15 protein-coding genes and 3 pseudogenes are annotated in these 18,414 nt (G+C 34.8%); 11 read left to right on the top strand and 7 right to left on the bottom strand.

What is annotated here, in order from left to right; genetic code table 11:
* Nucleotides 1–408: 408 nt before the first annotated feature.
* The 5 genes from VK90_RS29365 to VK90_RS24945 all read right to left on the bottom strand — a co-directional run bounded on the left by VK90_RS29365 (nucleotide 409) and on the right by VK90_RS24945 (nucleotide 6,152).
* A complete protein-coding gene (locus tag VK90_RS29365) occupies nucleotides 409–513 on the bottom strand; it encodes a YjcZ family sporulation protein (RefSeq protein ID WP_000505684.1) in 105 nt (34 codons plus the stop codon).
* Nucleotides 514–947: 434 nt separating this feature from the next.
* Complete coding sequence (locus VK90_RS24960) at nucleotides 948–2,057, bottom strand: Ger(x)C family spore germination protein (RefSeq protein WP_048376075.1); 1,110 nt, start codon at nucleotides 2,055–2,057, stop codon at nucleotides 948–950.
* Nucleotides 2,054–3,154 carry a GerAB/ArcD/ProY family transporter gene (locus VK90_RS24955; RefSeq protein ID WP_048376073.1) on the bottom strand — a complete coding sequence of 367 codons (1,101 nt, stop codon included), beginning with the start codon at nucleotides 3,152–3,154 and terminating at the stop codon, nucleotides 2,054–2,056. Before VK90_RS24955 ends, VK90_RS24960 begins: the two co-directional genes overlap by 4 nt.
* A gap of 4 nt (nucleotides 3,155–3,158) precedes the next feature.
* Nucleotides 3,159–4,694: a spore germination protein gene (locus VK90_RS24950; protein WP_082148053.1), complete on the bottom strand. Its 1,536-nt coding sequence runs from the start codon at nucleotides 4,692–4,694 to the stop codon at nucleotides 3,159–3,161.
* A 264-nt stretch (nucleotides 4,695–4,958) separates the two neighbouring features.
* On the bottom strand, nucleotides 4,959–6,152 hold the full coding sequence (locus VK90_RS24945; protein WP_002175229.1) for a NupC/NupG family nucleoside CNT transporter: 1,194 nt from the start codon (nucleotides 6,150–6,152) through the stop codon (nucleotides 4,959–4,961).
* 151 nt (nucleotides 6,153–6,303) lie between these two features.
* Between VK90_RS24945 and VK90_RS30915 the strand changes: the two are divergent.
* The 5 genes and pseudogenes from VK90_RS30915 to VK90_RS29350 form a co-directional block, all read left to right on the top strand.
* Nucleotides 6,304–6,444, top strand: a pseudogene (locus VK90_RS30915) (site-specific integrase); the annotation flags it as partial.
* A gap of 92 nt (nucleotides 6,445–6,536) precedes the next feature.
* Nucleotides 6,537–6,759, top strand: a pseudogene (locus VK90_RS29355) (histidine kinase dimerization/phospho-acceptor domain-containing protein); the annotation flags it as partial.
* A 304-nt stretch (nucleotides 6,760–7,063) separates the two neighbouring features.
* Nucleotides 7,064–8,509 carry a L,D-transpeptidase family protein gene (locus VK90_RS24940; protein WP_048376071.1) on the top strand — a complete coding sequence of 482 codons (1,446 nt, stop codon included), beginning with the start codon at nucleotides 7,064–7,066 and terminating at the stop codon, nucleotides 8,507–8,509.
* A gap of 472 nt (nucleotides 8,510–8,981) precedes the next feature.
* Entirely contained in the window at nucleotides 8,982–9,719 is a 738-nt protein-coding gene (locus VK90_RS24935; protein ID WP_048376069.1) for a class I SAM-dependent methyltransferase, read from the top strand.
* Nucleotides 9,720–10,210: 491 nt separating this feature from the next.
* The gene (locus VK90_RS29350) at nucleotides 10,211–10,312 is read left to right on the top strand and encodes a YjcZ family sporulation protein (RefSeq protein WP_000505688.1); all 102 of its coding nucleotides are present in this window, start codon (nucleotides 10,211–10,213) and stop codon (nucleotides 10,310–10,312) included.
* A gap of 202 nt (nucleotides 10,313–10,514) precedes the next feature.
* Here the strand turns inward: VK90_RS29350 and VK90_RS24930 are convergent, their stop codons facing one another.
* Together VK90_RS24930 and VK90_RS24925 are read right to left on the bottom strand one after the other, a co-directional pair.
* Entirely contained in the window at nucleotides 10,515–10,949 is a 435-nt protein-coding gene (locus tag VK90_RS24930) for a VOC family protein (RefSeq protein WP_048376067.1), read from the bottom strand.
* 233 nt (nucleotides 10,950–11,182) lie between these two features.
* Nucleotides 11,183–12,103 (bottom strand): CPBP family intramembrane glutamic endopeptidase, encoded by a 921-nt coding sequence (locus tag VK90_RS24925; RefSeq protein WP_048376065.1) that lies wholly within the window; start codon nucleotides 12,101–12,103, stop codon nucleotides 11,183–11,185.
* A gap of 488 nt (nucleotides 12,104–12,591) precedes the next feature.
* Here VK90_RS24925 and VK90_RS24920 point away from each other — a divergent pair, with 488 nt between their 5' ends.
* The 6 genes and pseudogenes from VK90_RS24920 to VK90_RS24895 all read left to right on the top strand — a co-directional run.
* Nucleotides 12,592–12,849, top strand: coding sequence for a hypothetical protein (locus VK90_RS24920; protein ID WP_048376064.1), 258 nt, complete (start codon nucleotides 12,592–12,594; stop codon nucleotides 12,847–12,849).
* 401 nt (nucleotides 12,850–13,250) lie between these two features.
* Nucleotides 13,251–13,982: a gluconate operon transcriptional repressor GntR gene (gene gntR, locus VK90_RS24915; RefSeq protein WP_002175221.1), complete on the top strand. Its 732-nt coding sequence runs from the start codon at nucleotides 13,251–13,253 to the stop codon at nucleotides 13,980–13,982.
* On the top strand, nucleotides 13,975–15,510 hold the full coding sequence (gntK, locus tag VK90_RS24910) for a gluconokinase (RefSeq protein ID WP_002175220.1): 1,536 nt from the start codon (nucleotides 13,975–13,977) through the stop codon (nucleotides 15,508–15,510). The genes gntR and gntK overlap by 8 nt, the downstream gene beginning before the upstream one ends.
* Nucleotides 15,511–15,627: 117 nt before the next feature.
* A complete protein-coding gene (gene gntP, locus VK90_RS24905; RefSeq protein ID WP_048376062.1) occupies nucleotides 15,628–16,974 on the top strand; it encodes a gluconate permease GntP in 1,347 nt (448 codons plus the stop codon).
* 288 nt (nucleotides 16,975–17,262) lie between these two features.
* Nucleotides 17,263–17,573: pseudogene (locus tag VK90_RS29345) on the top strand (PDZ domain-containing protein); the annotation flags it as partial.
* Between the two features lie 178 nt (nucleotides 17,574–17,751).
* The coding region (locus tag VK90_RS24895) for an NAD(P)-binding domain-containing protein (RefSeq protein ID WP_048376058.1) at nucleotides 17,752–18,414 on the top strand (663 nt) is incomplete at its 3' end.

The raw sequence follows: 18,414 nt of genomic DNA, 5'->3' as shown, positions 1-18,414 counted from the left end.
GAAGTGAAAGTGGGGGTAGTTCAAACGACAGAAGATAATGGACATAAACATCGCGTTAAGGGAGTAGATCAACCTGCACCAGGTGACAAATAAGGCTGATAAAAAAATCCTCTGTTGAAAACAGAGAGCTTTTGTTTCAATTCATTTGAAAACCTTGAATAAAAGAATATAAGGTTCTGATGCAAAAAATCTCTTAAACTTGGACATACTGATAGTACTACTCTAGAAAAGATGCGTGACCAGTATGGAAAGACTACTGTTCAATACAGCCTCTTTAATAGGCATTCCTTCTTTTCGATTTCGTTCGATTTTGTCGATTAATACAATTCCGTTCGTTACTCTCTTCCAAACTTATAATTTTCATAAAGAAAAGACACTCATATATGAGTGTCTTTTCCGATAGTTTTTTTAGCAGAAGCAAGCAGCTCCAACGATGATTAATAAAATAAACAATACAACTAATAAAGCAAATCCACCAGCAAAGCCGCCGCCACAACTACCACCAAAGCCCATAATAGTTCCTCCTTTAGATAAGAGGACAAAACACGAGGTCACTCTTGTATTTTAACGGATTCAATTTACTTTATGTTTTTACGCATGAATTGAGCAGGTCCTTTTGAAAATAAAGAAAAGACACTCTCCTTTGAGTGTCTTCTCTTCACTTGAACCATCTTGCTTTTTGTCGCGTCCATATATCATACGCATCTAATTAGTGATTCAATATACTATTTTAAGTAGGAAAGACCGTCACATAGTCATCAAGCTAAAATTTCATAGTACCCAAGAACAAAATTTTGTGCTAACTTTTATCAAAAAGGTTTATTTTTTCGTTTAGGGCGTACTACATAAACATAGCTTGACAGCGATGGATAATTTTGAATTCTTAAGTTGATGGTAATGTGGTGCTACCCAAGAAGTGCCTCAAGAATTATTATTTTGAGTTCTTGTTACTTGATTGTACCCATTCCACTAATTTTAACATGTACATTAACTTTAACATCAGCCTTCGATAATGCTTTTCCCCATTGCTTTTGGACTCTTTTCCAATCCTTATATGTATACGCTCGTGCATACACCCCAAATCCTATAGGGTCAATTTCTGCTTTTTGTATTTTCTTTATGAAACGTTCTAAATCCCTTTTCAACTGCTTTTCAATGCTTTTTTCTAATCTCTCCTCATTATTCCTAACATTAAAAGGAAACAGTCGTTCTGAAATTACAATTCTCATATGTACATTCATATTAAACAAAAAATGATTTTTATATTGTACGCTTGTTTTTACTTTGGTACCTTGAGCACTAAAACTTAACCAATGTTTTTCTTTGCTTTCAGATTGTAGCGGTACGGCAATAGTAAATGGAAATTCTCCCTTTATGTTATTTTGTAAAGTGCTTAATAATAAATTTTCTTTTGGTGTAATAGTTAGCTTATATCTATTCTTTTCATCAAGTAATGCTGTACCCGTCAACTTTATATCGTTATTCTTTTTAAGTGCACTTATACTCGCTGTCATTCCTTTTTCTCTTGTTTGGTTATGAAAATCTTGAAGAGTCGTCTGTACAGTAATATTTCTTCTATGTCCAGTATCAATTAATTTTGCCAAATATATAGGAAGACGAGGTTTATTTTTGGGAGCAGAATAAATTATGTCTGAAACAGGTCCATCCACAGCAACAATTCTTGTAGTAACCGTGTTTTTGGGATCTCGATAAAAAGGATCTAAATAATCCACCCACTTCTTATGTTTTAAAAGTCGCTTACCAATCAAAATAAGTTGTGTCTTGCTTCCTGATGTCAAAGCCATAACCATGGTATCAAATTTTTCGCGAGAGTTTCGCACTGTAACAGATTTCACACCATATTGTTCTTCTTTAATCTTAGCTTCTTTATTGAAAACAGGACTGGATAAGTATACTTTCAAGTTATCGTTTTCGTCCAAATCTAAACCCAGTATAAGAGTGAGTGTAACATCTTCTACATTCATTTGGTCTAAGTTTAAACACCCTGTGAGCAATAGTAGCGGAATTAAAACACTACATAATATTTTTTGCTTCAATGTGCTTCCCTCCGAAAGTATTTTTTGTGGATTAAGTTATATATCCATAAAAATACAGGGAATAAGAAAGCTAATACAAGTCCAGCTTTCGATGTGAGTTTTTGAAATAGTTCAGATTCATTCCATGAGGGATGGATCCAAAACGTTACGATAATTACTGCCAATAATAAAATAGCTACATGAGAAGTATGATCTTGTTTTCCAATTAGTTGACTAGAACAAAATGTAGCACAGTATACACAAGGAATCCATGCAGTAGAGACGACAATTAAGTAAATAGCTAATAAAATCATATCAAACCGTTCTAAAAAACGAAATTCAATAACTTTAAGCAAGTTTAGTACGGGTTGATTAAACTCTAAAATTGCATCTGGACTGAAGTATAAAAAGCAAATAACTATAGTAAATAGATAAAATACAAATGTTATGGTATTTGCTATAAGAATGCCTTGCATTGCATATTGCTTTTTTTGCAAAAAAGGATAAAGAAAAAATGCGATTTCAAATCCTATAAAGGAAAAGATAGTAGAAGGAACAGCCGAAAAGATTGGTTTCCAACCCTCCTTTAATAATGGAAGAAAGTGTAACCAATTGCTATTCTCTAATGGTATGAAGAAAAAAAATGGAATCCACATTGTCATATAAAAGCATAATTCACAGTATCGACCTACTATCCGAACACCATTGCGTGCAACCAGAAAGGTTGGAATAGAGAACAAAAACAAAATAATATAGTCGGCTGTTTTTGGAAGAAGCCAGCCCTTAATGTAAAGCATGCCATTAATTAAAACTGTCCATACGTAAAAAGCAAAATATATCATATAAAGAATAATTACCATGGTAGCAATGATTTTCCCAAAAAGTCGAATAAGAATTTCATATAAGGTATCATTTGGATAGTGTTTGGCTGTTTGAATTAGCAAAATGCTGGCGATCATAGCGCAAAACCAGCCAATAAATAGTGCTATCCAGCTATCTGTGCCAGCTTTTTCTGCAAGTACCCTTGGAAGGGATAGGATTCCAGTTCCTACTTGTGAGGCATTAATAATAAAGATATATTGCATGACAGTGATGTCATTATATGCATATTTTTTCATGTTTTCACCCTTTATCAGGATTAGTTTCTTTGTGATTCTTTGTAATATTTTTAGATTTTCTCTTCATTGACCACAAAGGAAAGCGAACAAATGTGTCCTTCATACCTGAAATGCGAAAAGGTGACAAAGGACTACCATAAGGAGTACCTAAGGACTCTAAACTTATAAGATGTGCAATTATAGTCATCCAGCCGATAATAATTCCTACAATTCCAAATAAAGCAGCTAATAACATCATAGGAAAACGCAATAATCTTATTGCCAAACCCATTTCATAATTAGGAATAATAGAAGAAGCTATAGTTGTAACAGCAACAATAATAATCATGATATTACTCACAATCCCTGCTTGAACAGCAGCTTGTCCAATCACAATACCTCCAACAATCCCTACGGTCTGGCTAATGGGAGTGGGTAAACGAAGGGCAGCCTCTCTCATCATTTCTAAGGTAATCTCCATGAGTAAAGCTTCCATCACCGGAAGAAACGGAACGCGTTCTCTTGATTCTGCAATTGATAAATAGAGCTGTACAGGAATAACTTCATAATTAAATGAAATAAACGCTACATATGTTGCAGGTAACAATAAGGCAATAAAAAAACCTATAAAACGTAGTATTCGAACAGCGGAAGATACTAACCAACGTGTGTCGTAGTCATCTACCCCTTGAAAGAAAGAAATGAAATTTATAGGGGCAATTAAAACACTTGGACTTCGATCCACAACAATGCCGAATCTCCCCTGAAGGATGTGAGATACAGTAGCATCTGGCCTTTCGGTCAAGAGAAATTGTGGAAAGGGTGAATATGGATTATCTTCAATAAATTCAATTATTTCACCAGTATTTATAACCGTGTCCACCTCAATATTTTGAATTCTAGTTTCCAATTCCTTAAGTACATCTTTAGAAGCTACATCTCTTAAATATAAAATAGATACTTTGGTCTTGCCTCTACTACCAATTAAAACCTCTTTTAATACTAATTCTCTATTAGGAATATACCTTCGTATTAAAGCTATATTTTGACTAGATGTTTCTACAAATCCTTGATGAGTCCCTTTTAGCGAGATTTCATTTTTAGGTTCTGTTATATCTCTTTGTGGCCACCCTTTTGTATTTAGTTGATATCCTGTGTCTAGACCGTGAACTAATAAAATGCTATCCCCTTGAAAAATAGCATTTTCGACTTGATTCCAAGTATTAATTGTTTGAACTTCTCCTATTGTGACAGGGAGACCATTACTAATATCAAACGGTTTATACATCAAAGGGGACAGTATATTATTATGAATAGATTGTGTATCTGTTAATCCGGATAAGTATATTAGAGCGGCTTCTGATTTATTTACTAGTTGAAATTGGCGAATTACCAGATCAGGGGCTTGTTGAAAAAGTATTTGAAGATTATTTATGTTTTGGAATAAGTCACAGTTAATGTTATGATTTTCTACATTTTCTTTCTGTATATTTGAATTTCTGTTGCCTTGATCATTTATAGAATAACGTCCTTGTTTTAAAAATTTAAAAATAGGAAACACAACATAGACTCCCCTCGAAAAGACTTTTCAATATGTTTATTGTGTATATTTTATAGGGATTTATTCCACTATTTACTGCAGTAGCAATTTTTTGCTAACGCAGAAAGCCAATTCTAATCACGACTACTCACTGGGATATACTCTTCACTTTCCTTGAGGCGGGAGTTTTCTTGGCTAGAATGATAAAGGGGACATATTTCCTTATGCCTTGCACTGTTTACATAAATTTCATCTGTAAGGGTGTAAAGTATCTTCGATATTCATTCACCATACAAAAAGCCCCACAAGCATAGCACTTAACAAAGAAACAGCTATTCCACTAACAAGAAGCTTCCAAACATTCTTACCGATAATTGATGATTTTTCTTCGCCAAATAATGAATTGTAAGTTCCATAAATCATACCCACTGTACTAAAGTTTGCAAAAGAGGCTAGAAATGTTGTTGCAACTGCAATAGTATGCGGATGTAAAGTGTTTAGGTGTGATTTTAAATCCATCATTGCTACAAATTCATTAGTTGTTATTTTTATTCCCATTAATTCAGCTACATACATAGCATCAGTTCCTGATAAACCGAGTAAAAAAGCAAAGGGACTAAAGATAATAGAGAAGATTTTTTGAATTGTTAAACCAGCTACAAAAAAGCTTAAAATACCATTCAAACATGCTGTTAATGCTACATATCCAATTACCATTGCTAAAATAACAATAACCATATTCATCCCAACTAACATACTGTTTGAAATGGTAGAGAAAAAATCTTTCTTTTCTTTTTTTGAAGGTGAATAAACAATATCTTCTTCTTTAGTGATTTCTATAGGATTTAAAACATTGGCTAAAATTAATGCGTTTATACAGTTTAAAGGAATCGCGCTAAAAATATATGTTGCTGGAACCATTGATAGGTAAGCACCAAGAATGGAACCGCTGACGCTACTCATACTCATAATTCCAAAGGTTAACAAACGATTTTCTTTTAAAACAGATAATTGATCTCGAACAACAGCAAGTGCTTCTGTGTTTCCTAAAAACATCATTTGAATGGAAAAGAAACTTTCTAATTTTGGTAAACGAGAAATTTTTGAAATGATTGCACCTACTTTATCAATAATCCAAGTTAAGATTCCAAAATAAGAAAGAATATCAAAAAAAGTGATAACAAAAATGATAGGAAGTAATGCGCTAAAGAAGAAGTCAATTGTTTGATTTTCCATAGCTGAAGGAAATGCAAATCGAATACCTTCATCCGCACATGATATTAGCCAAGAGAAAAAAGATGCAATTTTATTAATTATGATACTTCCCAATTTAGTGCCTAACATAAACCATGTAATAAGAAGTTCAAATATTATCAGAACTATGATTGGTTTCCATTTTATTTTTCTTCTATTAGGCGAACATAAGAAAACTAATAATAATACAATGAAAATCCCTATAATATTAAATATCAAATTCATGTCAACAACTCCTTTAGGTCTATTATTTGTATATAAAAAAGCTCTTATTCTTCACACTGTGGCTAATAACCAGAAAGTATGAAAAATAGGCGAGGATTATTTTTCGGGGTATTGTTAATTTACAAAAAAATATTAAAAATGAGAGAAAAGAAGGCAGAAACGTATTCAATTGACTTCAGCATTAAAAAGAGAACTACGTCGGTAAATTGAAGAAAGAGATGAAAATGAATATTTAATTAAAAGTCGTGAAGAAAAGAATAAGTCGAATGGGCGCAGTATGGCATATAAGATGGATTTTGAGAGTTTTATGATCAAAACTTTGAAAAACGATCAGATATAGAAACAAAAGCTATTGTGAAATGGTTTGCTGTGTGTTGGAATCCAGCAGGCGTTTCACATGAATTGAAAACACTACTGAGTGTAATACAAATATCAGCTTCTATTCTGCAAGATGGTATTGCGCCTGAAATGAATCAATTTTATTGGGAAACATTAGAGAGAAATAGAGAAAAAGAATGTGCTGATAGATGAAAAGCTCAATATGGCTAAGTATCAATCGGGTACGTATCAAATACAAATGGAACAAGTAAATATAGGTGATTTGATTTAATGTGATTATTTTGTAGTATTTTTTTCGTTTTTAAATCATGAATTAATTTTTCTAAATCATTACTCCATACTTTTTTGCACCAGAACCATAAAATTGAATATAAACGTTTGTAAGCCTGTGTATGTTTCTTTGCATTTTCCTGCACTTTGGTATTGTAAAAAAAAAAATCGACACAACACTGTAAAATCTGGTAAAAAAATAATGAAAATATAAGAATAATAGGGTAAACTAATCAATGGATTAGTATGTAAACACACTAGTTTACAGTCGATTGACGTTGATGTATTTGGAGGAATAGTTTATGAACAACAACACAATAAATGAATCAGTTGAAGAAATTGATAAAAAACGGGTGAGATCAAGCAAACGTTTTACAAATTGGAAGCTTATCGCAGCGGGTGGCGGTATAATTGCACTTCTCATTGGGGGAATGAGTTATTATCAGGCAACCCACTTCAATTCAAATGTCACGATTAATGACATAAAAGTCGATGGTTTGACCGCTGATCAGGCAATACAGAAATTAAATACATCTGGACTAGCAAACAAAGTCTATGTCGGTCAACAACAAATTTTAGATGAAAAAGATACGCAAATGGAGCTTACGGAAAAAGAGCTGTCTCAAGTTAAGAAACTATTAAAAAGCCAGTGGACATTTTTCCCTTCCTCAAAGGAAACAAATTATTCACTGCTACCGGAAAAGGCGGATCAATATCGTAGCGAAACGATGAAAAAGCTTGTAGAAGAAAAGCTCGTCTCTATGAATAAAAAATTAAAAGCGCCTCAAGATGCTATGGCGAAGCTCGAACAAGGAAAAATTGTTATCTCGAAAAGCGTCGACGGTAAACAGTATGACGTTACTAGCTTATTGAAAGATTACGACAAGCAGAAGTATAAAAGCGAAATTCATCTGAAGTCTGCATACATACAGCCTATTAAAGAAGACAATCCGATTGTCAAAAAAGAGGAGCAAGCACTACAGGAACTTCTTCAACAGTCCGTTGATTATAAGGTACAGAATGAAGTTTATTCTTTAAAAGCGAAAGATTTAATTCAAAATGCCTCTATGTCAAAGGATATGAAAGTTACAATCGATGCGAGCGACATTAAGAATAAGATTGCTGAAATTAATAATGCTAAATCAACATTAAATAAAGACTTCTCATTTAAAACCCATTCTGGTTCGGTCATATCAGTAAAAGGACAAGGCTATGGCTGGGCACTAGATGTTGAAAAAGAAACAAAGCAAGTTCAACAAGCCTTTGAAAAAGGCGAAAAATCGCTTTCTGCTTCTAATATTCATGGAAATGGCTGGGATAAAGAAGGCATCGGTTATGAAACAACATCGAATAATGGCATCGGAGACACGTATGCGGAAGTTTCAATTGCAGAGCAACAAATTTGGATTTACAAAGATGGGAATTTAGCAGTCACAACAAATGTAGTAACTGGTAAACATAGCACGGGTGAAGATACATCACCAGGTGTGTGGTACGTCCTTTATAAACGATCACCATACACACTCAAAGGCAGTGCAGTAGGTAAACCTGATTATTCCGTTAAAGTAGATTACTGGGCTCCGTTCACAAATAGCGGCCAAGGGTTCCACGATGCCGGATGGCGAACAAACTGGGCAAATAATGCCTATTTAACGGGGGGATCGGGCGGATGTGTTAACCTTTCTCCTAGTATTGCAAAAACTGTGTATGATAATTTAAGCACTAATGAACCGGTTATCGTGTACTAGTAAATAGCAACCTCGCGTGAAGCGATGTATATATCAAGAACTTAAATTTATAAAAAAAGCAGGAAATCGCGAGTGATTTTCTGCTTTTTTTATTATTTATACTATGCACTTCTCGTGTGCGGGGTGGAAAAACAGTTATATACGTTAACGTTAATACATAAAGGCATATAATCATAATTTCATGACTTGTAAAAAAAGAGCATTACGTGGTGAGGTGTTAAAAAAAATATCCTAATAGGGGGACCACCATATCACCATCAAGCTAAGATTTTTAATTACCCCCAGAACGAAAATTTTATGCATCGTTGACTACTGATAATGAGACGTTATGTCAACCGAACATGTATAGGATATACACTGTTCCTTATTCAACTAAATGGCAGGTTAGTTGAAGTGTATTTTGGTTAATATAGGAATTTTTTGGATGCCCCTAGAATATAAAAAATATAGATTGTACTATAGGAGGTATATAATGAAACAAAACATTTATGATAATCCGTTTTTCTTTAAAAAGTATAAGTCATTACGTGAAACTGGATTTACCTTTAATGATTTTGTTGAACAGCCAGCAATTAAATCTATAATTGCTAATCTTACAGATAAGTCTGTATTAGATTTGGGATGTGGAACTGGTCATTTTTCTATGTACTGTGTAGAAAATGGTGCCTCGAAAGTTATAGGAGTGGACATCTCAAGAAATATGATTGAACAAGCTGAAATGTATAACAAAAACGAAAAAATAGATTATATGTGTGTACCAATAGAAGAACTTAATTTGCCAAATCAAAAATTCGACTTAATAACAAGTTCTCTAGTTATACATTACATAGAAGATTACTCACATCTAATTAAGAAAATAAGAGGTCTGTTAAAAAATGATGGTGAATTTATCTTTTCAACAGAACATCCAATAGTAACAGCTCGAAAGGAAATGAATAATTGGTTTAAGGATAATAATGGAAACGGATTGCATTGGGCATTAGATAATTACCAAGAAGAAGGAAAAAGGGAGGAACATTGGTGGATAGATGGTGTTGTTAAATATCACAGAACAATTTCAACATTAATTAATACTCTTATAGACAACGGTCTTGTAATTGAGAAAATTATTGAGCCAGAGTCAACTCCAACAGGATTAGAAAAAATGCCAGAATTAATAAATGAAAAACGGAGACCATCTTCTATTATCATTAAATCAAGAAAATATTGAGATTGAACCCTCGTTGATTAACTACTGGCTTTATTTTAAAAAAAGAGTAAAATCTTTTTCTAATTTTAAAAATAAGATTGTGAAGAAATACACTTAAAGTAACGGGTGCTTTAAGTGAGCAAGAAACTAAAAACTTTTAACTTCCGCTTTCGAGAATTATGTAAATGAGCTGCCTATATAGGCAGTTTATTATATTTTTTGCTTAGCGTAGTTTTTTCCGAAATGCTGGCGGGGGTACCCTTATATAGGGCTTTTTCTTTTTTCTCAATAAACAATACCACTTAACATGGTAAAATAATATTTGGATGGGGGTCCAATACATATTATTAAAATTAAGATGGTTCAAGTCGGAGGAAGGCACCTTAGGGTGTCTTTTCTTTGTTTTCAAAAGGACCTGCTCAATTCATGCGTAAAAACATAAAGTAAATTGAATCCATTAAAATACATGAGTGACCCCTAGTTTTCCCCTCTTATCTAAAGGAGGAACTATTATGGGATTTGGTGGTAGTTGTAGTAGTTGTGGCGGTGGCTTTGCTTTATTAGTTGTATTATTTATTTTATTAATCATAGTTGGAGCGAGCTGCTTCTGCTAAAAAAACTATCAGAAAAGACACTCTTATATGAGTGTCTTTTCTTTATGGGGTACTTTAAAATCTTAGCTTGATAGCGATGTGGTGCTTCCCCTATAATAAGATAAGTTAAAAATAGTGATATATCGCTTAACATTAAATATTTCTTTTAAAGTAGAAATATAAAGATAAAATTATGCTTGTAAAAAAATAAAACCAGATAAAACTACCATCCTTCCCTTATCTTATCTAGGGGATCCCAAATTGACCAAGTCGCCTCTAGTAAGTTTTCTTCATTATCTCTGAAATAAAAATATTTAGCTTCCCCTTGCCCTAATACCTTAATATCTTCAACTTCAATTCCCTTTTCTTTTAGCTGATTATGGGTATATTCAATATCTTCACAATTTAATGCAATCACAGGAAATACTTTTTCATTTCTTATTATTTCTAAAGGATTGTTGTTCTCTGTTTGGATCAATAAAGTCGCAATTGCATTTTTATGAGGATAATGTAAAACTGCGATATATGATCCACGGTCTTCAAATTTATTAATCAATTTAAGACCTAGATTTTGAGTATACCATTTAATAGACGTATCAATATTTGTAGTTGGAATATAATTATGTCCTATCCGTGTGAATAAAAACTGTTTTAACATTCATCTCTACAACCTTTCTTAATTTTCTGAATAAAAATATTATAACGCATACGTTCTTTAAAGTTAATTTTAATGGACAGGGCTCATCATACATGCCTATTAACTTAAGAAATTTTAATACCCTCAAATAAAAAAGGCATTATCCTTTCGCAATCTCAGTTTACTCTCACTCTTAAGTTGATAGCGATGCGGCGGTACCCTATTGCCATTAACCTATTTTATGGTTTTCGTTTCTATTTACTTATATTTTCATTGTTACTGAACCCTACTTCATTAGAAGTTTGTTTATATCCAAGGTTGCCTCGTGTGAAAATAAGAATAAGCAAAGCAACAAAGCCCAATCCTATTCCTACAAATAAATCCGAATTCTTTAAAACAGGGTTGATGGAATGAGCTTGTACCAAGCTAAACGTATTTACACTCGCATGAACTAGCATGACAATAAATAAGTTACCGCGATGGGAGTTATAGACCCAAGTAAGAATGATTGAGATCGGCAAACACAGCAAAATAAAAATTGGCAAATGAATATATAGGATAGAAAGGTCAGAACCCGGTCCACCCCTTTGTGCAACCGTTAAGAAATGTGGAAGATGCCAAAAAGCCCACAAAACACTAAGTAGTAATGTAGCTTTTAACGGTCCAAACTTCGATTGTAACCGAGGCAGAGCGAAACCGCGCCATCCGATTTCCTCAGGTAAAGGCCCACCGAGAAAGAAAATAGCTACGAGAGAGATGAGATAGGTTACAAAAAATTTAGAAGTAAGGTCATGGAAAGTAGGTATCCCTCCATTTAATATCAGCATACCCAGAAACATTGCAGCAGGGATAACAATGAGAGTAAACAAGTACCACTTCAAACCGACCTTAATAGATATGATGCTTTTTCTAACTTTTTTCCATGACTCTTTGCCTTCAAGAGCTCGAATCATGATATATGCCGCTAACATAGGGCCTACAAATGCATTGGCAAAAAAGAAAATATCAAACGCTTTTGTTTTAGGGAAAATACCCCATTGGGATAAGATAAATGGAATTAATACAACCCACGAGAATAAATATGCCATTACAAAAAATGAAGTTAACGGATAGGATTCCAAATACCCTCTCAGACCTGTTGATGAGTTTTTTGCTTTTGTTAAATGCTTCAACATAGCCACCCCCTCAATTATAAAATACTGCGATATGTGCTAATTCTACATGTTTTCATAAAGAACCTTTTTGAGGTAATAAAGTTAAGGTTTTTGTAAGAAAGGAGCGATACGTTACCAAAGAAATATAGAAATTTCTATAACAGTTTCCTTCATTTCTTTGTCTACCTTGAGTGCACCTGGGGGGTAGCATCACATTGCTATCAAGTTAAAAAATCTGTTGTTCTCCAAAACGATAAAAAATAAACTTCGGTGCTATAAAAACACAAAATTTCCATTTAGGGGGTACTTTAAAATTTTAGCTTGATGGGCATGGGATAGCACCAACAAAACACGAATTCCGTACACTAAACAAATTCCGACATAAAATAAGCCGTTAAAAAGAATATTGTTCGACTAAATGGCATTGTAGAAGAATTAAATAGTAATTGTATAAAGATTTGAATATTATACATTGAAAATAACAACTAACTTTCCGGAGGTGAACCCATATGAATAAGTATAGTGTTTTTTCACTTGCCACTTTGGTAATCTTCAGTGTTTTATTTTATACAATGTTTAGTGGTGTGTTGTTGAGATTAGGCAAACCATTAATTTTTTCAATGTTTCTGTTCCCATTATTAGGGATTTTTTCGGGATTGAAAGCCAAAAAGGGCTTAATGAAATGGCTACTTATAATACTTAATTTTATTGCAATTTGTATAATCGGGTATATTTTATTACTTGCTTACGGTATTGCTGAAAACTAATTAAAATAAAAGTGAATAAGTCGTGGTTAACAAAAGAATATGATAAAAAGAAAAATAGGATAAAATTCAACTTCCGCAATCGATAATTATGTAAATCAACGTGGTTATCGAGTCGGAGGACGGCACCTTAGAGTGTCTTTTTTTTTCTTAAAAGGGTCTTGCCACATGCACATCAAGCTAAGATTTTGAAATATCCCCAAAACGAAAATTTCATCTTTTCATAGTTGTCCGTAGGAATTTAGTTCATTTTTTTGTTTTGGGTATTTGCTTTTCTTAGCTTGATGGTGATGGGGCTGTCCCCCCTAAAAGAATCGAAACAAAAAGTAAAAGCGCTTGCATAATTAAAAATCTGAGTTATAATACTTGTATACAAGTATACTTGATTAACATGAGGTGAAGTTATGACGGAATCAATTGGATTTCTTTATCCTGAAAAATGGCTTTCAAAAGCTTCTGCAGGTGATCGTGTTGCGAGCGAACTGAGAATGCGCATTATTGTAGGTGGAATTGAAAGCGGTACCATCCTATCTGAAAATAAATTAGCTGCCGATTTTTCTGTAAGTCGGTCACCCGTTCGTGAAGCATTAAAAGTACTAGCTTCTGAAAATATTATTCGCTTAGAAAGAATGGGCGCAGTTGTCATTGGTTTAACCGAAAAAGAAATCGAAGAAATATATGATGTTCGTTTACTTATAGAAACGTTTATCTTTGAGCGACTTGTAAAGATGGACACAAATGATTTAGTAAGAGAACTAAATAAAATAATGGAAATGATGAAAATCGCCATTAAATATCATGATGCTGATGAGTTTTCTTATCAAGATCTCTTATTCCATGAAACGATTATTCGCACCATTGAGCATTCCTACATCCTGATGATTTGGAATAATTTAAAGCCTGTTATGGAAAGCTTAATCCTTTTATCAATGCGTACCCGTTTCAAGGAAAAGTACGAAGACTTTGAACGGGTTATTAAAAATCATGAGCTTTATATAAAAGCAATCGAATCAAAAGATCGAGCCCTCATGATCGAGGCCTTACATCAAAACTTTGATGATGTTCAAGGGAAAGTTGAAGACCTCTGGATGTCACAACAAATGTTATCTAAAGGAGTAGAGCAAGGACATGAGTAGCTATATGTTAGGTATAGATATCGGTACAACAAGTACGAAAGCAGTTTTATTCACTGAAAAAGGCGAAGTCATCCAAACCGAGAATATTGGTTACCCACTTCGCACACCAGATATATCCACAGCGGAACAAGATCCAGAAGAGATTTTCCAAGCTGTTTTGCAAGCGATATCAAATATAACGAAATATCATTCAGATAAAAAACCATCGTTTATTTCATTTAGCAGTGCTATGCATAGTGTCATTGCCATGGATGAAAATGATCAGCCGCTGACACCTTGTATCACTTGGGCAGATAATCGCAGTGAGGCATGGGCACATAAAATCAAAGATGAACTGAATGGCCATGAAGTTTATAGACGAACAGGAACGCCTATTCACCCGATGTCGCCATTAAGTAAAATTACATGGATTGTGAATGACCATCCTGAAATCGCTGTTAGAACGAAAAAATATATCGGAATCAAAGAATATATCTTTAAACAATTCTTTGATCAATATGTTGTCGATCATTCCATCGCTTCATGCATGGGTATGATGAATTTAAAAACACTAGATTGGGATGAGGAAGCTTTAAAAATTGCTGGTGTAACACCTGATCAATTATCTGAACTCGTACCAACTACCAAAATATTTAGCAACTGCAATCCAGATTTAGCCCAAAAGATTGGTATCGATCCACAAACACCGTTTGTCATTGGTGCCAGTGATGGAGTGCTTTCTAATCTAGGTGTGAATGCAATTCGAAAAGGCGAGATTGCGGTCACAATTGGGACAAGTGGTGCTATTCGAACCATCATTGACAAGCCGCAAACAGATAAAAAAGGAAGAATATTCTGTTATGCCTTAACGGAAAAGCATTGGGTAATTGGTGGACCGGTAAACAATGGTGGAATGGTCCTTCGCTGGATTCGTGATGAACTTGCTTCATCAGAAGTAGAAACTGCGAAAAGACTAGGAATTGATCCATACGATGTATTAACTAAAATAGCTGAACGCGTGAGACCTGGTGCAGACGGATTATTATTCCATCCATACCTCGCAGGTGAACGTGCACCATTATGGAATCCAGATGTACGTGGCTCCTTCTTCGGTTTAACGATGTCACATAAGAAGGAACATATGATTCGTGCAGCTTTAGAAGGCGTTATATATAATTTATACACTGTATTTTTAGCATTAACCGAATGCATGGATGGTCCTGTAACCCGTATTCAAGCAACAGGCGGCTTCGCAAGGTCTGACGTTTGGCGACAAATGATGTCCGATATTTTCGCATCTGAAGTCGTTGTTCCAAAGAGCTACGAAAGCTCCTGTCTAGGTGCATGTATATTAGGTCTCTATGCCACAGGAAAAATTGATTCTTTTGAAATCGTTTCCGAAATGGTTGGCAGCACCTACAAACATACACCGAAAGAAGAAGCAACAAAAGAATACAGACAATTACTGCCGATATTTATTAACCTATCAAGGGCGCTAGAAGACGATTATACACGGATTGCAAATTATCAAAGAAATTTAATAAAGTAAAACTTTCATCAGTAATCCCCCACTCCTCGCTTCTATCTAAATCTTGAGGTGGGGGGCCTTACTGCCCACGAATAGCGGGATAAATACAAATACAGCTAATATTAGGGGGGAACTACGATGCCATTAGTCATTGTAGCAATTGGGATTTTAGCATTACTTTTACTGATAATGCGCTTTAAATTAAATACCTTTATTTCATTAATCATTGTATCGTTCGGCGTTGCTTTAGCACTTGGAATGCCGCCAGAAAAAATTTATAAAACCATTGAAGCAGGATTAGGCGGAACACTTGGTCATTTAGCACTCGTTTTTGGACTTGGTGCGATGTTAGGTAAGTTGCTTTCAGATTCTGGGGGCGCACAACGCATTGCCATGACCCTTGTGAAAAAATTCGGTGAAAAGAACATTCAATGGGCTGTTGTGACTGCCTCATTTATTATCGGTATTGCATTATTTTTTGAAGTAGGATTAGTATTATTAATTCCGATTGTATTTGCTATTTCAAGAGAATTAAAAGTTTCTATCTTATATCTCGGTATTCCGATGGCAGCAGCTTTATCTGTAACACACGGATTTTTACCGCCACACCCAGGACCAACCGCTATCGCAGGTGAATTGCATGCAAACATCGGTGAAGTATTACTTTACGGTTTTATGATAGCGGTTCCAACAGTTATTTTAGCTGGACCTGTATTTACTAAAATTGCAAAAAAACTAGTACCTGAAGCATTCACAAAAACTGGTAATATTAAATCTTTAGGCGAGCAGAAAGTATTTAAACTTGAAGAAACTCCTGGCTTTGGAATCAGTGTTTTTACCGCTTTACTGCCTGTTATTTTAATGGCAATCGCTACAATTATTACTTTGCTGCAAAAGACAATGGGATTTAAAGATAATAGTTTACTAGCGGCGATCCAGTTTATTGGGAATGCGGATACTGCCATGTTGATATCCTTATTAGTTGCGATCTATACAATGGGATTGGCAAGAAATATTCCAATCAAAAACGTGATGGAATCTTGTACAACAGCGATCTCAAATATTGGGATGATGCTCTTAATTATTGGCGGAGGCGGAGCCTTCAAACAAGTATTAATTGATGGCGGCGTTGGTAACTATGTAGCCGAATTATTCAAAGGAACTTCATTATCACCGATCTTGCTCGCGTGGATTATCGCTGCCATCTTACGTATTTCATTAGGGTCTGCTACGGTTGCTTCATTAACAACTGTCGGTTTAGTGATCCCGATGTTAGGTCATTCTGATGTTAACCTTGCTTTAGTTGTCCTTGCAACAGGAGCTGGTAGTGTAATTGCTTCACACGTGAACGATGCTGGTTTCTGGATGTTCAAAGAGTACTTTGGTTTAAGCATGAAAGAAACATTTGCAACATGGACCTTACTTGAGACTATCGTTTCCGTAGCCGGATTAGGATTTACTTTATTACTAAGCTTATTTGTATAGATCTTTCTAGACAGTAAAAGGGGTACGGAAACGATTCAAAGAATAACCCGCCACATCTGAAATTTTTTCCAATTAAACTTTTGGGATAAGTCATATGGGGTACTCTTTCTTTAGGAAAATTGGCAAATAGTCTAGCGTCCCAATTAAGTACACTTTACTGGGATGAATTTAAAATGTATATCGTTAAAAAACAATTTAAATAGAGTATTTCTGGTTTGGAAAAGTAAAAAATATACAAAAATTCTATTTTTTACAGATGCGGCGGGTCAATGTCCGTACCGTATGCCAATGAGAGAACGAATTGCTGATGAAACGCGTCCAGCGTATTTTGCAGCGCGCGATGATGGATTAGTAGTGTTTTAGGCACGATCCCGAATACAGTTGGTGCAGAATTGAATCTGAAGCCCGGAGGGGTTATTACGAAAATAAACGGCGTGATTCCTAAAAGTACAGAGGAGTTTTATGGCGCGCTGCAGTCCAAGACGACAGGGGCATTTTGTAAGTTAGAAGCACTTGATACAAAAGGTGAGCTTCGCCTTGCTCAAACAGCGCTATATGCAGGTGGATATAATGAATTAGGTATTGTGTTTGTAGAGTAAGATCATAAGTGGGATACGGAAGCTTCTCTTTATTTTTTAACTTGATGGTGATGTGCCGTGTCCCTATGATCTTTTGCACGCATTTTGAAATGAATAAGATGGATTATTTGATTAAAGTGTTACTTTAGGTATATATACTATAATATAGAGTAACATGCATAGAAAGGAACGATGAAATATGGCAAAGTTACAAATTGGAGTTGTTGGTGTGGGCGTTATGGGAAAAAGCCTCGCACTTAACTTTGAGAGCAAAGGGTATTCTGTTGCCCTATATGATATTTCAAAGGAAAAAGTAAATGAAATCATTGAGGAGAACCGTGGTAAAAACTTAGTTGGTACTCATATGGTTGAAGAGTTTGTTAACTCACTTGAATCACCTAGAAAGATTTTATTAATGGTTAATGCAGGGGAAATTACAGATAAGGCGATTGATTCTCTGCTTCCTCACCTCGATAAAGGTGATATTTTAATTGACGGCGGTAATACACACTTTGTCGATACAATGCGCCGAAACAAGCGTCTTGCTGAAGAAGGAATCGATTTCATCGGTGCAGGTGTGTCAGGCGGAGAAGAGGGTGCATTGAAGGGACCGTCTATTATGCCGGGCGGACAGAAAGATGCATATGAAAAAGTGAAGGATATGCTTGAAAATATCTCTGCAAAAGTGAATGAGGATCCTTGCTGTTCTTACATCGGACCTAATGGGGCAGGCCACTATGTAAAGATGGTTCACAACGGTATTGAATATGGAGATATGCAATTAATTTGTGAAGCATATTTCTTCTTGAAACAAACACTTGATTTGACTGCAGAAGAGTTTCATGAAATATTTGCTGAATGG

This window comes from Bacillus sp. LK2 (assembly GCF_001043575.1).
GTDB classification, from domain to species: domain Bacteria; phylum Bacillota; class Bacilli; order Bacillales; family Bacillaceae_G; genus Bacillus_A; species Bacillus_A paramycoides.
Note: the sequence above shows the minus strand (reverse complement) of the source record. Positions and strands in the feature narration are given on the sequence as shown.

Bases quoted from the DNA above. Each gene is read 5' to 3' on its own strand.
- VK90_RS29350 (WP_000505688.1), top strand. From the start codon at position 10,211: ATGGGATTTGGTGGTAGTTGTAGTAGTTGTGGCGGTGGCTTTGCTTTA.
- VK90_RS24940 (WP_048376071.1), top strand. From the start codon at position 7,064: ATGAACAACAACACAATAAATGAATCAGTTGAAGAAATTGATAAAAAA.
- VK90_RS24955 (WP_048376073.1), bottom strand. From the start codon at position 3,154: ATGAAAAAATATGCATATAATGACATCACTGTCATGCAATATATCTTT.
- VK90_RS24925 (WP_048376065.1), bottom strand. From the start codon at position 12,103: ATGTTGAAGCATTTAACAAAAGCAAAAAACTCATCAACAGGTCTGAGA.
- VK90_RS29365 (WP_000505684.1), bottom strand. From the start codon at position 513: ATGGGCTTTGGTGGTAGTTGTGGCGGCGGCTTTGCTGGTGGATTTGCT.
- VK90_RS24935 (WP_048376069.1), top strand. From the start codon at position 8,982: ATGAAACAAAACATTTATGATAATCCGTTTTTCTTTAAAAAGTATAAG.
- gntR (WP_002175221.1), top strand. From the start codon at position 13,251: ATGACGGAATCAATTGGATTTCTTTATCCTGAAAAATGGCTTTCAAAA.
- gntK (WP_002175220.1), top strand. From the start codon at position 13,975: ATGAGTAGCTATATGTTAGGTATAGATATCGGTACAACAAGTACGAAA.
- VK90_RS24930 (WP_048376067.1), bottom strand. From the start codon at position 10,949: ATGTTAAAACAGTTTTTATTCACACGGATAGGACATAATTATATTCCA.
- gntP (WP_048376062.1), top strand. From the start codon at position 15,628: ATGCCATTAGTCATTGTAGCAATTGGGATTTTAGCATTACTTTTACTG.
- VK90_RS24920 (WP_048376064.1), top strand. From the start codon at position 12,592: ATGAATAAGTATAGTGTTTTTTCACTTGCCACTTTGGTAATCTTCAGT.
- VK90_RS24945 (WP_002175229.1), bottom strand. From the start codon at position 6,152: ATGAATTTGATATTTAATATTATAGGGATTTTCATTGTATTATTATTA.